At 70.6% G+C, this 17,117-nt stretch carries 14 protein-coding genes; 3 read left to right on the top strand and 11 right to left on the bottom strand.

Annotated features, from left to right (window positions below; genetic code table 11):
• Positions 1–26: 26 nt before the first annotated feature.
• Positions 27–1,214 (bottom strand): IS701 family transposase, encoded by a 1,188-nt coding sequence (locus AC0GKK_RS26925; protein ID WP_073578377.1) that lies wholly within the window; start codon positions 1,212–1,214, stop codon positions 27–29.
• Positions 1,215–1,328: 114 nt separating this feature from the next.
• Between AC0GKK_RS26925 and AC0GKK_RS26930 the strand changes: the two genes are divergently transcribed.
• Positions 1,329–2,226, top strand: a protein-coding gene (locus tag AC0GKK_RS26930; RefSeq protein WP_281010934.1) for an IS5 family transposase whose coding sequence is annotated in 2 segments (ribosomal slippage) — positions 1,329–1,679 and positions 1,681–2,226 — 897 coding nt in all. Because the reading frame shifts where the segments join, the coding sequence is not laid out codon by codon here.
• A gap of 682 nt (positions 2,227–2,908) precedes the next feature.
• Here the strand turns inward: AC0GKK_RS26930 and AC0GKK_RS26935 are convergent.
• The 3 genes from AC0GKK_RS26935 to AC0GKK_RS26945 are packed head-to-tail and all read right to left on the bottom strand — an operon-like array spanning position 2,909 to position 4,435.
• Complete coding sequence (locus tag AC0GKK_RS26935; RefSeq protein WP_179763268.1) at positions 2,909–3,583, bottom strand: TlpA family protein disulfide reductase; 675 nt, start codon at positions 3,581–3,583, stop codon at positions 2,909–2,911.
• A gap of 1 nt (position 3,584) precedes the next feature.
• Entirely contained in the window at positions 3,585–4,043 is a 459-nt protein-coding gene (locus AC0GKK_RS26940; RefSeq protein WP_253066769.1) for a TlpA family protein disulfide reductase, read from the bottom strand.
• Positions 4,040–4,435 (bottom strand): hypothetical protein, encoded by a 396-nt coding sequence (locus AC0GKK_RS26945; RefSeq protein WP_253066768.1) that lies wholly within the window; start codon positions 4,433–4,435, stop codon positions 4,040–4,042. The genes AC0GKK_RS26940 and AC0GKK_RS26945 overlap by 4 nt, the downstream gene beginning before the upstream one ends.
• 348 nt (positions 4,436–4,783) lie before the next feature.
• On the opposite strand from AC0GKK_RS26945, the gene AC0GKK_RS26950 reads away from it, so the two are divergent.
• Positions 4,784–7,087 (top strand): penicillin-binding protein, encoded by a 2,304-nt coding sequence (locus AC0GKK_RS26950; RefSeq protein WP_179763292.1) that lies wholly within the window; start codon positions 4,784–4,786, stop codon positions 7,085–7,087.
• On the opposite strand, the gene AC0GKK_RS26955 is transcribed toward AC0GKK_RS26950, so the two are convergent.
• The 7 genes from AC0GKK_RS26955 to AC0GKK_RS26985 all read right to left on the bottom strand — a co-directional run bounded on the left by AC0GKK_RS26955 (position 7,088) and on the right by AC0GKK_RS26985 (position 15,065).
• Positions 7,088–8,392, bottom strand: coding sequence for a sensor histidine kinase (locus tag AC0GKK_RS26955; RefSeq protein WP_179763266.1), 1,305 nt, complete (start codon positions 8,390–8,392; stop codon positions 7,088–7,090).
• A gap of 11 nt (positions 8,393–8,403) precedes the next feature.
• The gene (locus tag AC0GKK_RS26960; RefSeq protein WP_179763265.1) at positions 8,404–9,150 is read right to left on the bottom strand and encodes a response regulator transcription factor; all 747 of its coding nucleotides are present in this window, start codon (positions 9,148–9,150) and stop codon (positions 8,404–8,406) included.
• Positions 9,135–10,715 carry a murein biosynthesis integral membrane protein MurJ gene (gene murJ / locus AC0GKK_RS26965; protein ID WP_179763264.1) on the bottom strand — a complete coding sequence of 527 codons (1,581 nt, stop codon included), beginning with the start codon at positions 10,713–10,715 and terminating at the stop codon, positions 9,135–9,137. Before murJ ends, AC0GKK_RS26960 begins: the two co-directional genes overlap by 16 nt.
• 47 nt (positions 10,716–10,762) lie before the next feature.
• Positions 10,763–11,770, bottom strand: coding sequence for a hypothetical protein (locus AC0GKK_RS26970; protein ID WP_179763263.1), 1,008 nt, complete (start codon positions 11,768–11,770; stop codon positions 10,763–10,765).
• Positions 11,767–12,438 carry a GNAT family N-acetyltransferase gene (locus AC0GKK_RS26975; protein WP_489884107.1) on the bottom strand — a complete coding sequence of 224 codons (672 nt, stop codon included), beginning with the start codon at positions 12,436–12,438 and terminating at the stop codon, positions 11,767–11,769. The genes AC0GKK_RS26970 and AC0GKK_RS26975 overlap by 4 nt, the downstream gene beginning before the upstream one ends.
• A gap of 196 nt (positions 12,439–12,634) precedes the next feature.
• Positions 12,635–13,168, bottom strand: coding sequence for a hypothetical protein (locus AC0GKK_RS26980; protein ID WP_179763261.1), 534 nt, complete (start codon positions 13,166–13,168; stop codon positions 12,635–12,637).
• 646 nt (positions 13,169–13,814) lie between these two features.
• Positions 13,815–15,065 carry a glycosyltransferase family 2 protein gene (locus AC0GKK_RS26985; RefSeq protein ID WP_337826750.1) on the bottom strand — a complete coding sequence of 417 codons (1,251 nt, stop codon included), beginning with the start codon at positions 15,063–15,065 and terminating at the stop codon, positions 13,815–13,817.
• Between the two features lie 93 nt (positions 15,066–15,158).
• Here AC0GKK_RS26985 and AC0GKK_RS26990 point away from each other — a divergent pair, with 93 nt between their 5' ends.
• A complete protein-coding gene (locus AC0GKK_RS26990; protein WP_489884108.1) occupies positions 15,159–16,307 on the top strand; it encodes an NAD-dependent epimerase/dehydratase family protein in 1,149 nt (382 codons plus the stop codon).
• The last annotated feature ends 810 nt before the right edge of the window (positions 16,308–17,117 follow it).

Here is a 17,117-nt window from a genome sequence, read left to right on the forward strand (position 1 = left end):
CCGTATCTCGTTGCCGCTCAGCGGGATCAGGCCGGTCCGCTCGGCTGGAGATCCCCCTTTTCGGCCTCCTGTGCGCGGGTGACGGACAAGTAGGCGGCGGCGAGCATGGCCAGTGTGATGTGGGCGTACCAGGCTCGGTAGGAGCGGACTTGGTAGTGGTCGAGGCCGGCTTCGTTCTTGGAGGTCTGGAAGCATTCCTCGATCGCCCAGCGTGCGCCGGCGACGCGGACCAGCTCGCGCAGCGGCGTGGCCGCGGGGGCGGCGCAGCGGTAGAACGCCAGCTCCCGGGTGGTCTTGCCCTGCCCGGGTTCGGTCTGGCGGCGCACGAGCAGCCAGTGTCCCCAGCCGTGGGGTAGGCCGGCCGGGTCGAGGGCGACGGTGGTCCAGTCATAGATCCGCTCTCCGTGCGCGCCCGCGCCGACCTGGCGCCGTTCCCACCCGCTGCGGCCGGTGTCGGGGTCGCGGGCGCCGGCGATCGTGGCGAGGACCTTGGCCTGGCGGCGATGCCCGTCCGGGCTGGTCAGGACGTCGTCGTTGCGAGTGGCCAGCACGAACGGAATCTCCCGGTCGGCCAGCCAGGTGCGGAAGGTCGGATTCTGTCCGTAGATCTCGTCGGCGGTCACCCACGAGCGGGGTGTGAGGGCCCCGCAGGCGTGGGCGCGGTCGAGCATCGCCAGCCCGAGCTGGGGTTTCGTGGCGAACCCGACCTCATCGGGCACGTCGGCTCTGGCGCAGCGGTCCCGGTCCTCGGTCCACGAGGTCGGCAGGTAGAGCTCGCGGTCGATCAGCGCCCGCCCCTTCGAGCTGGCATAGGCCAGGAACACCCCGAGCTGACAGTTGTCGACCTTGCCGCTGGTACCGGTGTACTGGCGTTGCACTCCCGCCGAACGCAGGCCCTTCTTGATGAACCCGGTCTCGTCGACCACGAACACCTCACTTGCGGGGTCGCCGAGGGCGTCGAGGACGTAGTCGCGCACGTCGTCGCGGACCCCGTCGACGTCCCAGTCAGCGGTGCGCAGCATCCGCTGCGTCCCGTCCGGCGAGACCGCCCCCGCATGCTCGGCCAGAGTCCACCCGTTCTTGCGCTCCAACCCGGCCAGCAGGCCGCGCACATACGCCCCGGCCCGCGCGCGGGGCTCACGACGGAAGAACCGCGGCCCGATCGACGCGATGACCTGGTCCAACGCCGCTACCCATCCAGCAAGATCCACCACCCGGCGATCATCACCGCCGAACCCGGATCAGCCTCTCACGACACGCCGAAACGCCGTTGCAGTACTAGGGCGTGTCTCCGAAATAGGTGGGTCGGGGTGCGCGATGCTGTAGCGGTGTCGCGCACTGCGGTCCTGACCGACGTTCAGTGGGCCCGGCTGGCCCCGCTCCTGCCCTCGTCGGAGGGTCGTCGCGGGCGCCCGTTTCGAGACAACCGTCGAGTACTCGAGGGCATCATCTACCGATACCGGTGCGGCCTGGCCTGGCGGGATGTCCCGTCCGAGTTCGGGCCGTGGCAGACGTTGTGGAAGCGGCACCGCCGCTACTCCGGCGATGGCACCTGGGACCACGTTCTCGCGGCTCTGCTGACCGACGCCGACACCGCCGGGATCGTGGACTGGGCGGTCAGTGTGGACTCCACGATCCTCCGCGCCCACCAACACGCCGCGACCCTGGCCCGCGACACAGGGGGCAGGATCGAATTACACGAATCTGCTCGCCGAGCCCGGCGATCACGCCTTGGGTCGGTCTCGCGGCGGGCTGTCGACGAAGATCCACCAGCTCGTCGATGGTCACGGCCGGCCGCTGGTGGTCCTGCTCGGACCGGGCCAAGGCGGGGACTCGCCGATGTTCCCGCACCTGATGGCGCATCTGAGCATCGCGCGAGCGGGCCCGGGACGTCCCCGAACACGGCCGGAACGACTGCGCGCTGACAAGGCCTACTCCTCGCGCGCGATCCGCCGCCATCTACGCGAGCGGCGGATCGTCGCCGTCATTCCCGAGCCCGCCGACCAGCAAGGACACCGCAAACGGCGAGGGGCACGCGGCGGCCGCCCGCCCGCGTTCGACCGCGCCGATTACCGCAATCGCAACGTCGTCGAACGCGGGTTCTGCCACGTCAAGCAGTGGCGCGGGCTGGCCACCCGTTACGACAAGCTCGCGCTGACCTTCCGCGGCGGCGCCGTCCTGAAGGCGATCGTCACCTGGCTCCGCGCTTTAGGAGACACGCCCTAGGTTGAATTCGGTCAGGCCCGCCACCAGCAGGAATGCTGAAACGAACGCCGAGACTTCTCCCACGGTGGTCGGCGAGACGAACCGGGCTGCGAGTACCCAGCTCAACATCCCCGCGCCAGCGCTAAGCGCCGCGCTGATCGACAGTGCCAGCCCATCGGACCAGGAACGGTCTGGTCTGGAGGCGCCATCGGCATCCGACACTAGTCGTGGCATCGGTGCACTCCGCCACACCTCGCCGGTCGACGGTGTCGCCGCTCGGCGAACCGATGCTCTCGGCCAACATGTGCGGCTCGGTCCGGCGCCCGGCTATCGGCCACGTACCTTCTGCGGAGGGGATGAGGGAGCCTGCTTGTGGCTCTTCGTCGGAGCTGGACGGAAGTCACGTGTCGGCGTCGCTCACGTGCGAGAAGGCCTGCTGACGCCGGCCGTAGGCATGGGCCCAAAGCCGACCGCGATGATGAGCGCGGATATGACTGCGGCGTGCCGCCGCAGGGCCGTCATCACGCGGCTCGTACCGGGCCGCGTCCGCGGGGTTGGTTGTGTACAAGATCCCTCCGCGTGATGAGAAGCCAATCGGCGATTGTGCGCGGGGTAGAACCGTGGTCCATTCGCCACGGTTGCTGCTGTCCGGTCGATGAATCACTCCGGCGTGTCTGGTGACGATCCGTAACGAAGCGGCCGCTTACGGCTCTGCCAGGTACCGCTGTACTGTCCGGGCCACTTCGCCGGGTTCGGTGAAGACCACCGGCGAGGCCACTCGGCGTACTGATCCGTCGGGTCGCAGGACGTAACTGGTTGGGATGGCATTGGGCACCTGGAGGGCGGCCCACAGCGTGCCGCGCGTGTCGACGACCGAGGGGTAGCGGGCGTCGAGATCGGCGAGCAGGCCCAGGGCCGAGGTGGCGTCGTCGCGTACATCGATGCCTACCACGGGCACCGCGCCGGGTAGCTCGGCGTAGGCGTTGAGCACCGGGATCTCCTCGCGGCAGGGTGTGCACCAGGACGCCCACACGTTGAGGAGCGCCGGTCGCCCTGCCAGCGCAGCGGCCAGGTCGACCGTGCCGGGAGTACCGAGACACGGGACCGTGATGTCGGCCAGCGGCCCCCCGGGCGGCGGCCCGACGTCCCCTGGCGTCGGACATGGTGCCAGGTCCGCCCGGGAGCGTAGTGGAGCCAGCTCGGCGTCGGGCGGCATCGCGATGAACGGCTTTTCGCCCGTCACCCGCCACTGTGACGTCTGCGGGTCGCCGGATGCGGGGTCGCTGTCCTGCGGCCACAACGCCACGATCCCGACGATCGCCAGCACGACGACGACAATCGTCCACAGCAGCTCCGAGCGCACGCCGGTCCGCAGCATCTCAACTCCCGAAACCCAGCGGCGCCCCGGAAGAAGGCTGCACCGGCACCGCTGTCCGCGGCTGTGGGCGCTGGCCGGCGAGCACCGCACGGGCCGGCAGCGGGTAGGTCGTCGGTCCGACAGCTTTCGCGACGATGGTGGCGGCCGGATCGATCACGAAGGTCTCCGGCACGCCGAAGATCCCGCTGTCGCGGGTGGCGCGCGGGCCGGGGTCAGTCACATAGCGGTAGTCGTCCCCGCCGCGCCCCCTCGCATCCAGGAACGCCACCGCCGAGTCCGGGCCGTCCTGGTAGTCGATTCCGACGAGCGTGACCCCGGCGTCGCGGTCCTGTTCGGCCACGCTGACCGACGCGGAGTGCTCCTCTTCCCACCACGAGGCCCAGAAGTTGCAAAGGACGACGCGACTGCGCAGCTCGCTGAGAGAAGGTGTGCCGTCTCTCTCGATGTACAGCAGCGTCACCGTTGGTGCCGGCCGGCCAGCGCGGGCATGGATCCGGTCTCGCGCGGCGCAACGCGTGCGAGCACGTGGAACTTGCTGGACGGGCGTCCCCCCGACCGGCGGACACGCATGATCGGTCGTCCCGCGCGCAGTGCGGCCAGCGCTCGTTCGACCCGGTCGAGTACGGCCGTCCTGGTCCGATCATCGGTGCCGACAGGTTCGATCGTCACCGTTCCGAGGAGGTCGGACGCCGAGCCGTACCACTCGTCCGCCCAGCTCACGATGAGCCGCGGGTTGCGTCCGGTCCGCTCCTCACCGATTGTCCGGTGGTCGAACCCGAGCATCGCCAGGATGGGGTCGTCGATGAGCGTGTCGATGATCTGCTGGTGCACGGTCTGGGGAGAAGTGGTCACTCCGCGTCTCCGGGTAGTTCCTCTGCAGCGGCTGCTCCGCCATCCTCGGTACCGGAGGCTAGGAGGCGTCGTGCAGCGGAAGTGCAACCGAAGTTAAAGCGACGGTAAAAATTATCGGGTGGTCGCGAGAGAGTGCGCCGTACCCGGTTCTTCTCAGTAACATCACAGTTCGATGGGCGATAGTTGTGCCATGAACCCGTCGCCGACTCCCTCCCCAGACCGGGTGACGGCGGGTCCGGCTCCCTTCGAGGTCTAGGATCTGGCGTGCGCATCCTCAGTGGCCCGGTCGGCCGGTCGATCGCATTGCTGGCGGGGCTGAGCGTGTTGCTGGGGGTGGTGGTCGCTGGGATGGCCTTCCCGGTGGTCGGCGGCCTCGGGATCCTGTCGAACGAGGCAGGTGACAGCGTCACGTCCAGCTCGGCCGACCTGGTGAACAACCCGGCGCCGCTGACGACCACGGTCACCGACTCCGACGGGCGCCCGCTGGCCTATCTGTTCGACCAGAACCGCACCGAGGTGGCCAACGACCAGATCTCGCCGACGATGAAGGCGGCGATCCTGGCGATCGAGGACCGCCGGTTCTACGAGCACCAGGGCGTCGACTGGCAGGGCACGCTGCGTGCGGTCGTCGCGAACTCGACGTCCGGGGATGTCGTGCAGGGCGCGTCGACGCTGACCCAGCAGTACGTCAAGAACTACATGCTCTACGTCGACGCCCAGACCGAGGCCGAGCGGCTCAAGGCGACCGAGCAGACCCCCGCCCGGAAGCTGAAGGAGGCGCGGATCGCGCTGCAGCTGGAGCGCCAGCTGTCCAAGGACGAGATCCTCAACCGCTACCTCAACATCGTCTTCCTGGGCAACGGCAGCTACGGCATCGCGGCGGGCGCCCGGACCTACTTCAACACCACGCCGGACAAGCTGACAGTGCCGCAGGCCGCGTTGCTGGCCGGCATGGTCCGCTCGACGACCCAGTTCGACCCGGTGCAGAACCCGGAGACCGCGACCGAGCGGCGCAACCTGGTGATCGAGCAGATGCGCCAGCAGGGCATGATCGACGACGCCCAGGCCCGCCAGGCGACGGCCGCGCCGCTCGGCATCGCGGACCCGCTGGTCCGGATCCCGAACGGCTGCATCGGTGCCGGTGACACCGGCTTCTTCTGCAAATACGTCGTCCAGTACCTCACCGAGGCGGGCTTCTCCGAGGAACAGATCAACCGGGGCGGCTACACGATCCGGACGACGCTGGACCGGCGGGCGATGGGCGAGGTCAAACGGGCACTCGACGCGGAGGTCCCGCCGCGGACCCCGAACGTCGCGAACGTGATGTCGCTGGTGCAGCCCGGTCAGGACGCGCACCGGGTGCTGGCGATGGGGTCGAGCCGGACGTTCGGCCTCGACGCCGACGCCGAGGAGACCAGCTTCGGCCTGCCGTATCAGCCGGTGAACCTGGGTGCCGGCTCCACGTACAAGATCTTCACCGCAGCCACCGCGCTGGAGAAGGGGCTCGGCATCAACTACTCGATGCAGGTGCCTCCCTCCGGCTACGCCTCGCCGATCTACGTCGACGGCAGCGGACGCCCGATCCCGGTCGCCAACGCCAGCGAGGGCCTGCCGCCACGCATGAGCATGACCGACGCGCTCGCGCAGTCGCCGAACACCGCGTTCATCAAGCTCGAGGAGTCCACCGGGGTCCCGGACGTCGTCGACATGGCGGTCCGCCTCGGGCTGAAGTCGCTGGCCACGACGCCGTTCGTGGACCCGGGAACGGGTGAGCGCACCGACCGCTCGATCGCCGAGGTGATCAAGCAGCAGCGGCTGGCGTCGTTCACGCTCGGTGTCACCCCGACGTCGGTGCTGGAGCTGGCGAACGTCGGCGCGACGCTGTTCTCGCAGGGCAAGTGGTGCCCGCCCACGCCGATCGACTCGATCACCGACGCGAACGGGAAGGACGTCCCGATCACCGAGGAACCGTGCCAACAGGCGGTCGACCCCGGCCTGGCGAACACCCTGGTGACCGGGATGAGCCAGGACGACATCTCCGGGACCTCGGCGGCCGCGGCCCGGGCGGCCGGCTGGACCCGTCCGATGGCGGGCAAGACCGGCACGACCCAGCAGAACAAGTCGGCGGCGTTCGTCGGGGCGATCCCGGAGATGTCCGGTGCGGTGATCACCTTCGACAACTCGAACTCCCCGCGCCCGCTGTGCGACGGCGGCAACGGTCCCTTCGCCTGCGGCGAGGGCAACATCTTCGGTGGCAAGACGCCCGCCCGGACCTGGTACGGAGCGGTGACGCCGCTGGTCGCGGGCACGCCGCCGACCCCGTTGCCGCCGACCGACCCCCGCTACCTCGACGGTGGTGCGGAGTCCCGGATCCTGGACGTCGTCGGCCGCTCGGCCGCCGACGCCCGCGGCGAGCTCGAGGGAGCCGGCTGGCAGGTGACGACCCGGACGGTGGACAACCGGGCCACCGAGGGAACCGTCATCGGTCAGGAGCCACGGGGTGCGGCGCTGCCGGGCGAGCCGGTGACGCTGCAGGTCAGCAGCGGCACGGTGCCCGCCCCTCCGCCGCCTCCCGGCTCGCCACCCGCGGTCGGACCCCCCGCCGGGCCACCGCCACCGGAGGAAGGCGCGGACGGCGGCGACGGTGGCTGATCAGCCGGTCGTCTTCGCGGTGGAGGCCGGGTCTTCCGAGCCCTCGGCAGAACCGGCCCTGGACCGGCTCGGTAGCAGCAGGGTCACGGGCGCCGAGGTTGTGCCGACGGTGAGCCGCCCGCCCTCGCTCTCGGCGAGGCGGCGTGCCAGTGGCAGACCCATGCCGCGTCCGCCGTCCCGATTCGTGAGGGCGGAGCTCGGGACCCCGGGGCCCTGATCGCCGACGTCGATCGCGATCGCGTTCTCGCCGACCTCACGGGCGGAGATCGACACGTCCCCGGCTCCGTGCAGGAGCGCGTTGTCGAGCAAGACACCGAGGATCTGCCGGACGGCGGCAGACGAGGCGTCCGGCTCGGGAAGGGAGCCCGGGAGCAGGGAGGAGAACGAGCGGCCGTCCCGCGTCAGGCGCGGGCGCCACTCGTCGTCGAACTCGGAGAACAGGCGTGGGAGGTCGGCCGGCGCCGAGGTCGTCTGCCGTTCACGCGCCAGGGCGAGGAGCTCGTCGATCGTCCGCTCGAGCCGGTCGATCGACCCCAGCCCGTACTCGATCTGCGGTCTCGTCATGGGCTCCGCCGCGTCGAGTGCGGACTCCAGTCGCAGCCGCAGACCCGCGAGCGGGGTTCGGAGTTGATGGGAGGCCTCCGCTGAGAACGCGCGTTCGCGGGCGAGGAGGTCGTCGAGCCGGCATGCGGTACGGCTCAGGGCTCCGCTCACCCGGTCGGTCTCCGCGATGCCGCTGCGCTTCGGGCTGATGCCGAAGTCCCCGTCGCCCAGCCGGTCCGCGTCGTCGACCAGTCGGTCGAGAGGTCGGGACAGGCGCAGCGCCAGGCGGCGAGCGAGCAGCCATGTCGACACCAGCACGACCGCGGCCAGAGCCGCCATCCCCAGCCAGATCGGCATCACGGACGCGTAGACCTGTGACGAGGGCGCGGTGGCGCGGACAACACCGACGATGTCGTGTAGGCCGCTGACCGGGACGGCCACGACAAGGTCGTCGGCAGGCGGCAGCCCGGTGCGCCCACCGAGGACGTAGTCCACCGCGGCGTCACCCTCCGAGGGGCCTGCTCCGAGGAGCAGTGCGCCGTCGGCGTCGTAGAGCGCCACGGCAGCGTCACTGGGGCCGTCCGGAAGCGCGCGCGGCACGCGGTCATGGGCCATGTCGCTCTGCACGCTGCGCGCCGCGAACCCGGCCAGCCGCTGCAGGGACGAGTGTTCCTCGGAAACAGCGAACTCGGCCAGGCCGATGGCCAGCGGTATCCCGAACAGCGCGACGGCGAACGTCGCGGTGATAAGGGCCAGTCCCACGACCCGCGACCTCATCGATCCGTCCCTTCGCCGCCGTTCGGTGGCCACTCCAGGCGGTAGCCATGTCCCCGCAGGGTCGTGATGCGGGGTGCCCGGTGCGCGGAGAAGGACGCCAGGAGCCTGCGCAGATTGCCGACGTGGACGTCGAGTGTCTTGGTCGGGCCGGTCCAGTGCTCGTCCCACACGTCCGACAGGAGTTGGTGACGGCTCAGCGCCGTGCCGGGTTCCCTCGCCATGCGAGCGAGCAGGTCGAACTCCTTGTTCCGCAGCTCGACACCTGTGTGCCCGATCGACACGCGCCGACCGCTGAGGTCGATCCGCAGGTCACCGAGTTCGATGACCTGGGTCGTGCCCTTCGGTTCCGACCGGCGAAGGTGCGCGCGGACCCGGGCCAGGAGTTCTGCGAGACGGACGGGTTTGGTCAGGTAGTCGTCGGCGCCGGCTTCCAGGCCGACGATCACGTCCATCTCCGCGGTTCGGGCGGTGAGGATGACGATGATCGCCTCGGGGAGGACCGTCCGCATCCGGCGGCACACCTCGGTCCCGTCGATATCGGGCAGGCTAAGGTCGACCAGAATCAGGTCGAAGGGGACCTCGGCCACCGCGCTCAGCGCCGTCGCGCCGTCGGTGCGCCATACGGTGTCGAAGCCGTGGCTCCGCAGGTTGGTCTGCAGGAGGTCTCCGATCGTATGGTCGTCCTCCACTACGAGTACCCGTACCGACACGGCAGTGGCTCGCACGTTCACGGCGTTGTCCATCGACGGCCCTTCGATAGGTGACCTGCCGCGATGATGAAGACGGTGACGTAGACTCCGATGGCCCCGACGAGGACGAGCGCGGTATGCCACAGGTCGGTGGCCGGGCCGACGCCACTGACCGCGACGACGGCGCCTGCCCCGAGCGCCGCGGTCGCCGCAGCGAGAGCCGGTCGGAGCAGCGCTCCGGCGGCTCCTCGGAGCGGTCGCCGTCCCGTGGTCCGCACGATGAGCCGGGCGGTGCAGACCAGTCCGACCGTGTAGGCGAGTGAGAAGGCCGCGCCCAGCCCCACGACGACGTCCCCGGCGGGCAGCAGAAGCGATGCCAGGACGGCCAGCAGCGACTGGATCAGGGCGATCACGATCTGCACCATCGCCGGGCCCCGGGTGTTCTCCCACGCGTGCAGGGTCCGGACCAGCACGAACTGGAACGAGTAGATCACGACGGCCGGCGCGAACGTCGCCAGCACCAGGCCCATGAACCACGTGTCGGCCCCCGGGTTGCCGGGGAACAGCAGCCGAGTGATCAGCGGCGCGGTGATCAGCAGTGCGAACGCCACGGGCAGGAGCAGCCGACCCGACCGCACCAGGGCCTCCGTTGCCGCACGGGCAACGCTGTCGACGTCGTGCTCGACGGCTGCGCGGGCCATGCGCGGGAAGGCTGCCGTGACGACGGAGACCGCGATGATCGCGTGCGGGACCAACATGATCATGTTGGCGTTGGTGTACTGCGCCAGGCCGGCCGCGTGGTCGGCGGCGCCTGCCGCTGCCGCGCCGGCCGCATTCGCGACGATCGCGGTGATCGAGTACGCGATCTGGTTGGCGGCGACGAAAAGGACGGTCCAGCCGGCGAGCCGCAGGGAACGGCCGATTCCCGCTGCCGCGACGTCTCTGCGGGGCCGGACGCGAACACCTGCCGCGCGCAGCGCCGGCAGCAGGACCAGGACCTGGACCAGCACGCCGGCGGTGGCGCCGCCGGCGATGGCGAGGACCTCGCCGGGCGATACCGTCTCCGCCGCGTTCGCGTCCGGCCCAGTGGCGATCCCACCCAGGAACAGGAACGGGACCGCGGCGGCGATCCCGACGACGTTGTTCGCGACCGGGGCCCACATCATCGGACCGGGCCGGTCCCGGGCCAGGAGCACCTGACTGAGCACCGCGAAGATCCCATAAAGCGGAATCTGCGGCAGGCACCACGCCAGGAACGCGGCGAGGAGAGCGGTGTCCCGCGGCGGCCAGGCGCCGCCCGTGTAGAGACGGGCGATCCACGGGGCCAGCAGCACCCCGATGACCGTCGCAGGAAGCAGGACGAGCAGGGCAACGCTGAGAAGGCGGCCGGCGAACGCGTCACCCTCCTGCCGCCCGTTCGCGGCGGCCCGGATCAGCTGCGGGACGAACACGCTGCTGATCGCACCGCCGGCCAGCAGGGTGTAGACGATCGAGGGGAGCGTGTTGGCCAGGGTCAGCGCGTTGCCCACCACGTGGAGCCCGAAGGCCGCGGCCCAGACGGACGCGCGGACGAAACCCAGGACCCGGGACAGGGCGGTGGCGACGGCGAGCCCCGACACCCGCTCTCCGTGGGTGAGAGTCCCACCTGTCCTCGCGACGGAAGCCCTCACCGGGGCACCGCCCGGGCAGCCGGCTTGCCCGGAGTGATCCCGACGTGCACGTGGTCGCGGTGGACCGCGTCGGTGAAGAACCCGGTCCCGTCGACACGGATCGGCCCGCCGACCTCGGTCGCCCCGGCCTCGCCGGCGGCCGTCATCACGGCCTCGAGGCGGCGGTCGTCGCGGAGCTCCTCGACCGCCACGCCGTCGATCGCCCTGATGTCGAACGCCCGACCGACCGCATGGTTGGACAACCGGGTGGTCGGATAGACCGTGCCCGGGTGACCGGTGGCCGCGACCTGCACGTCGATCCTGGCACGGGCTCCGAGCCGCTGCAGGACACCCAGGATCGGGTCGCCGACACGACGCTCGACGATGTCGGCCCGCACCGGCTCGGGCAGGACGAGGGCGGGGTCCCCGAGCACGGCGCGTCCGAGAGCGGTCGGCCCACCGGCGCGGGCCGGTGCGAGAGGCGGGCGAGGGGGAGCGACCGATGCCGTGACCTCCCACCGGCCCTCGAGCAGGACGAGCCGGACGTCGAGCACCAGCTGTCGCACACCGTCGTGCCCGGTGTCGCCCCAACTCTGCTCGGCGAGCACGATCACGCTCGCCGTGGTCGCGGTGAGGCCACCCTGTTGCGCGAACACGACCTGTGTCCGTGCGCGGGGGGTGGGGAGATCGACCAGTTGCGGTGCGACGGCGCCAAGGGCTGCGGGGTAGCCGGCCGCGACGACGCGATCGCTGGCGGCGGTGGGCTGGGTCTCGTCCCAGCTGCCGATCGCCTCGATGAAGGCGACGGCGGTCTCCTTCGACAGGTCCCCGCGACTGGTGCGCGGAGTCACCACGTCGTCGGGGACAGGTGCGCTGGTGACCGGTGCCGGCGGCGGTGCCCCGGTATCGAGGCGTGGTGAGGCCGGCGCGGCGCCGGCACATCCGGCGGTGACGAGGACAAGCAGCACGAGCGCCGCGGCCGGGAGCAGCCGGTCGCGCGTCGTGCTCCGTGCAGCGGAAGTCACGCGCGATCCGTCGTGGCTAGACAACGCCCGAAGTGCGCGACCGGCACGCCGTCGCGGGTCTGGCTCCGGTAGAGCCAGGTCCAGCCGGTGTGTTCGTAGAACCGCACGGCGGAGTCCGGTTCCGTCGCGGTCACCAGTTCGACCCAGGGAATCCCGAGGCTCGTGCAACGGTCGAGGTAGATCTCGATCAGCCGCCGTCCGACGCCGGCTCCACGGGTCCCCGGATCGACGGCGACGGCGGTCAACTCACCGGTCGATTCCTCGCGCTCGTGTGGTCGCGCGGTGGGCGTGCCCGAGCGTCCCCGCCAGAGGCGAGCGGCGTAGGTCGTCGCTCGACCGCGCAGGAACGTGGCAAGAAGCCACGGGCGGACCACGAGAGCGAAGACGCCGTGTCGGATGAGCGCTCCCCGGTGGCGCCGCAGCAACTCGCGCCGGAACGCGCGGCGATCCGTGGTACCGACCAGGAACCCGACGACCGTTTCGGCGCTGGCGTCGTCGCTACGCTCGATCGCAACGAGGCCGATGGCGTGGGGGCTGTCGAGGAAAGCGGCCTGCCAGCGCGCGACGAAACCCGTGCCGAGGCGCGGGAAGAAGCCGATCGGCAGGTGTGCGACATGCAGGCCGGCCATGGCGGACAGGTCGTAGGTCGTCGCGGTACGGACGAACACACTCGGACGGCGTCCGGCGGGGCGGGGAGGGCCGTTCGGTGCGGTGGGAACGGGAAGTGTCGCTGCGGATGCTCGATGCCGACACGTCGAGATGACGCCCATGACAGAACTCCAGGCGGGAAGCTCCGGAACACCGGAGACGGGGGTGATCGGGCCATGGGCCGCCCAAACACCCGTGCGAGATGTCTCGGCGAGGTCAGGCGGCGAGCGCCGACACCGGGGGGCCTCGTCGGGCGACGTCGCGGACGATCGACCACTGGGGCACGGGCAGTGCCGGCTCGTAGCCGACCAGGCGCGGCGAACGAACCGGCCGCTTGGGCGTCGAGACGATGCGCCGGATCAGCGCGACCAGCAAGGGACGTAGGGCAGCAACGAGGCTGCCGAGCTGCTGAACCTGGGTGATGGCAACGACGATCAGTACCGCCACGATGATGTGCACGACCGAAAGCGACACGTCCCCGGAGTGGTCCGTGGTCGGCGGGACCAGCTTGGTCGAGGCGTGCAACGCCGGCTGCGCCACGACAGCGCCGTTGACCATGGCCAGCAGTCCCTTGTACCGACGTGCGGTGACCAGGCGCGCGAGCGCAGCCGATGCCGCGACCCCGCCGACCGTCGCAGCGTGCACGGGGTGCTCACCGGCCGCGAGGTCCATCCCGATCGCGAGGACGGCGGTCGCGAGGGCGGCCACGAGCAGCGCCCGCGGCGAGGAAGGACGTGCGTCGGCCAGCACGACACTCCTCCCCTCAACCGGACCGAGTGGCATCACTCGGACGTTTTCACGGTAGCGCAGGGCAGCAATTGATCCGGCGCAGGCACAGATCGGCGATCGACTGTGCCGCTGGACGTACGACCTACCTCTTGTGGACGCGACCTGGCGATCCTGTGTCAGTCAATGGGTGGCTATGGCTTCTTGGTTCGGCACACGTCGCGTGCCGCCATCCGCTCGTAGTGTGACGGCCCGCAACAACCGATCACTGCAACATCAAGTAGGACGATGAGCTAACGAATTGAGCCCGACGCGCAGGCCTGGTTCCAGGAGCTGCAGATCGGCGACAAGGTCCAGGCCACCACCGCCTCGGTCGAAACGGGGAACGGGACGGTCGTTGCATGCTGGCTGAGGCGCCGCCGGCTCGTGCGCTGTGACAGACCGGCGGGACGAGGTCTTCAGACGGGGACGGGGCACCACGCGCGTACCGGACGACTTCACGCCGAGCCACTGGCGAGCTCAATCGGCGGGCGCGGCAGCCTTCACGATCGTGCGGGGCAGAACGGGGCGCACGCGTCGACCTCACACGTCGCGACGCCGCCGTGGTCGGCCACGATGTACTCGACCAGCACGAGGTGGTCATTCACGCCGCCGAGAACCCGGTGACGGGTCACTGGTCGCGGCCTTTCCACCCTGCCGCGCCACGCAGCACCACTCGCGCGCCGTCGAGCAGGACCGCGCCGAACAACGCCCAGATCAGCGGGGCCAGTGGCGCGAACGCGGTCCGGGTGCGCATCAGCCGCGCGGCGCGGTGGTGCGCCACCGCCGCACCGCCCCAGCCGAGCAGCCCGGCCGCGACCAGGCCGATAGCCCGGGCGCTTCGGCCGCGTCCGGATCGGCCCGGCGCCCGCGCCACCCGCCGGACCCGCAGCCCGCACACCACGGCAACCGGCCCGGCCAGCGACATCGCCGCGTGCGCCAGCCCGCCCCCGGCCAGCACGAGCACCGACCGTTCGGTCGCGGCCACCAGCGTCTTGCGGAACGACGCCCAGCCGGCGCCGAAAGGGTCCAGCCCGCTGGTGGTGACCAGGCCGCCGGCGTCGACCAGCCTGGTGCGGCCGCCGTCGTCGCGCACCCGGGTGGCCAGCAGCACGTCCTCGGTCCGGCGATCCCGCAGCGCCGCCCAGCCACCGACCGCGGCGAACCGGTCGCGGCGCACCAGTAGGCACTGCCCGATCGCGAACGCCCTGCGTGCCCGGCCCTGCGGGTCGGCGTGTTCGCCGATGAACACGATCCCGGTCGGCATCAGCAGCGACCACGCCGCCGACCCGCCCGGCGGCGGGGTGCCGGCCGCGGAGACCAGGTCCGCGTCGTGCCGCACCGCGGTGGCTCGCAGCCGGCCCAGCAGCTCGGGCGCGAGCTGCGTGTCGGCGTCGACGAACAGCAGCCACTCCGGTGGCGCAGTCTCGGACCGGTCCCGCGCGACGCGGTCGGCATCCAACCCGGTCTGCATCGCCGCGACCTTCCCGGACCAGCCGGGCGGCGGACCCTCGCCGCGCACGACCGTCACCCGCGGGTCGTCGTCTGCGCGCCGGGCCGCGATCTGCCCGGTGCCATCGGATGAGTCGTCGTCGAGCACGACTATCCGCACATCCGGCACGGTCTGCGCGCGCAGCGCATCGACGCAGGCCCCGATCCGGGGCGCCTCGTCCCGAGCCGGGACGACGATTGTCACCGAGCCGTCCTCGTCGCCCGCCGCCCCGACGAGGGGGGTGATCCGGCGCACTCGCTCGACCGTGCGCGTGCCGCGCCACGCCGTCGCCAGCGAGGCCGCGATCAGGAGGAAATGTCCACACCCACCCAGCACGAGCGTGATCGTCGCGCACCAAGGTTGGCGGGCGACGGACGGGCTGTTGGCCACGCTTGGGTGACGGTGACGGTGGCGGCCCCGGGCCGGCCGAACACAGGTAGAAATTCGGACAAGGCGGACGACGTGACGACGCGAGGGGTGTCGATGAAGGTTCTGGTCCTCGGCGGCGACGGCTACCTGGGGTGGCCAACAGCGCTGCACCTGTCCGACTGCGGCCATGAGGTGGCGGTGCTGGACAACGGGGCACGCCGCGGCTACGACGACGAGCTCGGCGTCACGAGCCTGGTCCCGATCCGCGGGCTCGACGAGCGCGTCACCGCCTGGGAAGAGCTCTCCGGTGCCCGGCTGGGTGTCTATCACGGCGATCTGCTCGACGCGGAGTACGTCCGCGCCACCCTCGCCGAGTTCCGCCCCGATGCGGTCGTGCACTTCGCCGAGCAGCGCTCCGCGCTGTACTCGATGCTGGACCGCGCCCACGCCGTCTACACCCAGCACAACAACGTCGTCGGCACGCTGAACCTGCTCTACGGGATCGCCGAGACCGACCCGGACATCCACCTGGTCAAGCTCGGGACCTTGGGCGAGTACGGCACCCCGAACATCGACATCGAGGAGGGGTGGCTGACCGTCGAGCACAACGGGCGCAGCGACCGGGTGCTGTTCCCGAAGCGACCGGGCAGCTTCTATCACCTGTCCAAGGTCCACGACAGCCACAACATCGAGTTCGCCTGCCGCGCCTGGGACCTGCGGGCCACCGACCTCAACCAAGGCGTGGTCTACGGCCACCACACCGCGCAGACCGGCCGTGACCCGCGGCTGGCGACCCGCTTCGACTACGACGCCGTGTTCGGCACCGTGCTCAACCGGTTCATCATCCAGGCCGTGCTCGGCGAACCACTGACCGTCTACGGCTCCGGCGGTCAGACCCGCGGCGTGATCGACATACGCGACACCGTCGACTGCGTGCGGCTCGCCGTCGAGAACCCCGCCGAGCGCGGCGAGTTCCGGGTGTTCAACCAGCTCACCGAGTCGTTCTCGGTCGGCGAGCTGGCCAAACTCGTCGCCGATACACACCCCTGCACCGAGATCACGCACCTGGACAACCCACGGGTGGAAGCCGACCAGCACCACTACAACGTCGTCTCCACCGGCCTCGCCGAGCTGGGCCTGCGCCCGCACCTGCTCGCCGACACCCTGATCACCTCGATGTTCGAGCTGGTCGAGCGGCATGCCGGCCGGGTGAACCGCGCCGCGCTGCTGCCGGCCACGCAGTGGCGCCTGCCCGGACGATGACGTCGGGGCGACAGTGGCCCGGGCCACTGAACACGCCGGTGGGGCTGTCGGCGGTGCACGCACCCGTCGCCGGACCCGCCGTGATCGGGTCCGCCACCGCTTCTCACGGACGCCACTGCAGCGACGAGAAATGAACGACGGGCGGTACCCATCCTGGAGCGGACGTCCCGCGTTGAGCACTCGCGGTCGAGGCGGTTGCCGTGCTCGTAGTCGCATCGGCCCGCCCGTGCTGCGGCGCGGTGGCGGTGGCGGCCGCCCCCAGTGGGCCGCGGATGTCGCCAGACCAGGCCATCCAGCGGGTGCAGCGTGCACCATCAGGACGAAGCGATAGCTATCGGCAGGTATACGTTAAGTGACGATCTTTCGTCGAAACGGGGACCGCATTCACCAATGGGGGGTCTTCGTCATGAAGCGGCGGGGGTCAGCCATCCACCGTGGTCGTCGACCTGCTGGCGCCTACGCCTCAGACGCCGCACTCTCTAACCGCTCTGACCTGCAGTGTTGGTTGAGACATCGATGGTCGTGTCCATAGCCGCGCCCCGATAGGACGTCGTGCACGAGTTGTGTGATGACGCACCAACGCTGGGATGCGCGGACGAGCCTGCCGATGACGCTGGTACGGTTCGGCTACTGTGAGCAACCTCGTCGGCGTGCTGGGGACACGGGTGCCAAGATCCGGTGCCCGCCGCGCCGTGGTACTCCTCGCCCTGTCGATGGTCATGCTGATCTGTGGGCTACACCTGCTCTTGCCGGTCCACGGCCCTGAGCTCGTCGCCGGTGAATCCTCGACGCAGCTGACAGGGTCGCAGG

It is taken from the genome of Pseudonocardia sp. P-1 (assembly GCF_058111925.1).

What these genes read in the sequence shown, in the direction of transcription:
- AC0GKK_RS26935 (WP_179763268.1), bottom strand. Translation starts at nt 3,583, where the DNA reads ATGCTGCGGACCGGCGTGCGCTCGGAGCTGCTGTGGACGATTGTCGTC.
- AC0GKK_RS26950 (WP_179763292.1), top strand. Translation starts at nt 4,784, where the DNA reads ATGGCCTTCCCGGTGGTCGGCGGCCTCGGGATCCTGTCGAACGAGGCA.
- AC0GKK_RS26960 (WP_179763265.1), bottom strand. Translation starts at nt 9,150, where the DNA reads ATGGACAACGCCGTGAACGTGCGAGCCACTGCCGTGTCGGTACGGGTA.
- AC0GKK_RS26990 (WP_489884108.1), top strand. Translation starts at nt 15,159, where the DNA reads ATGAAGGTTCTGGTCCTCGGCGGCGACGGCTACCTGGGGTGGCCAACA.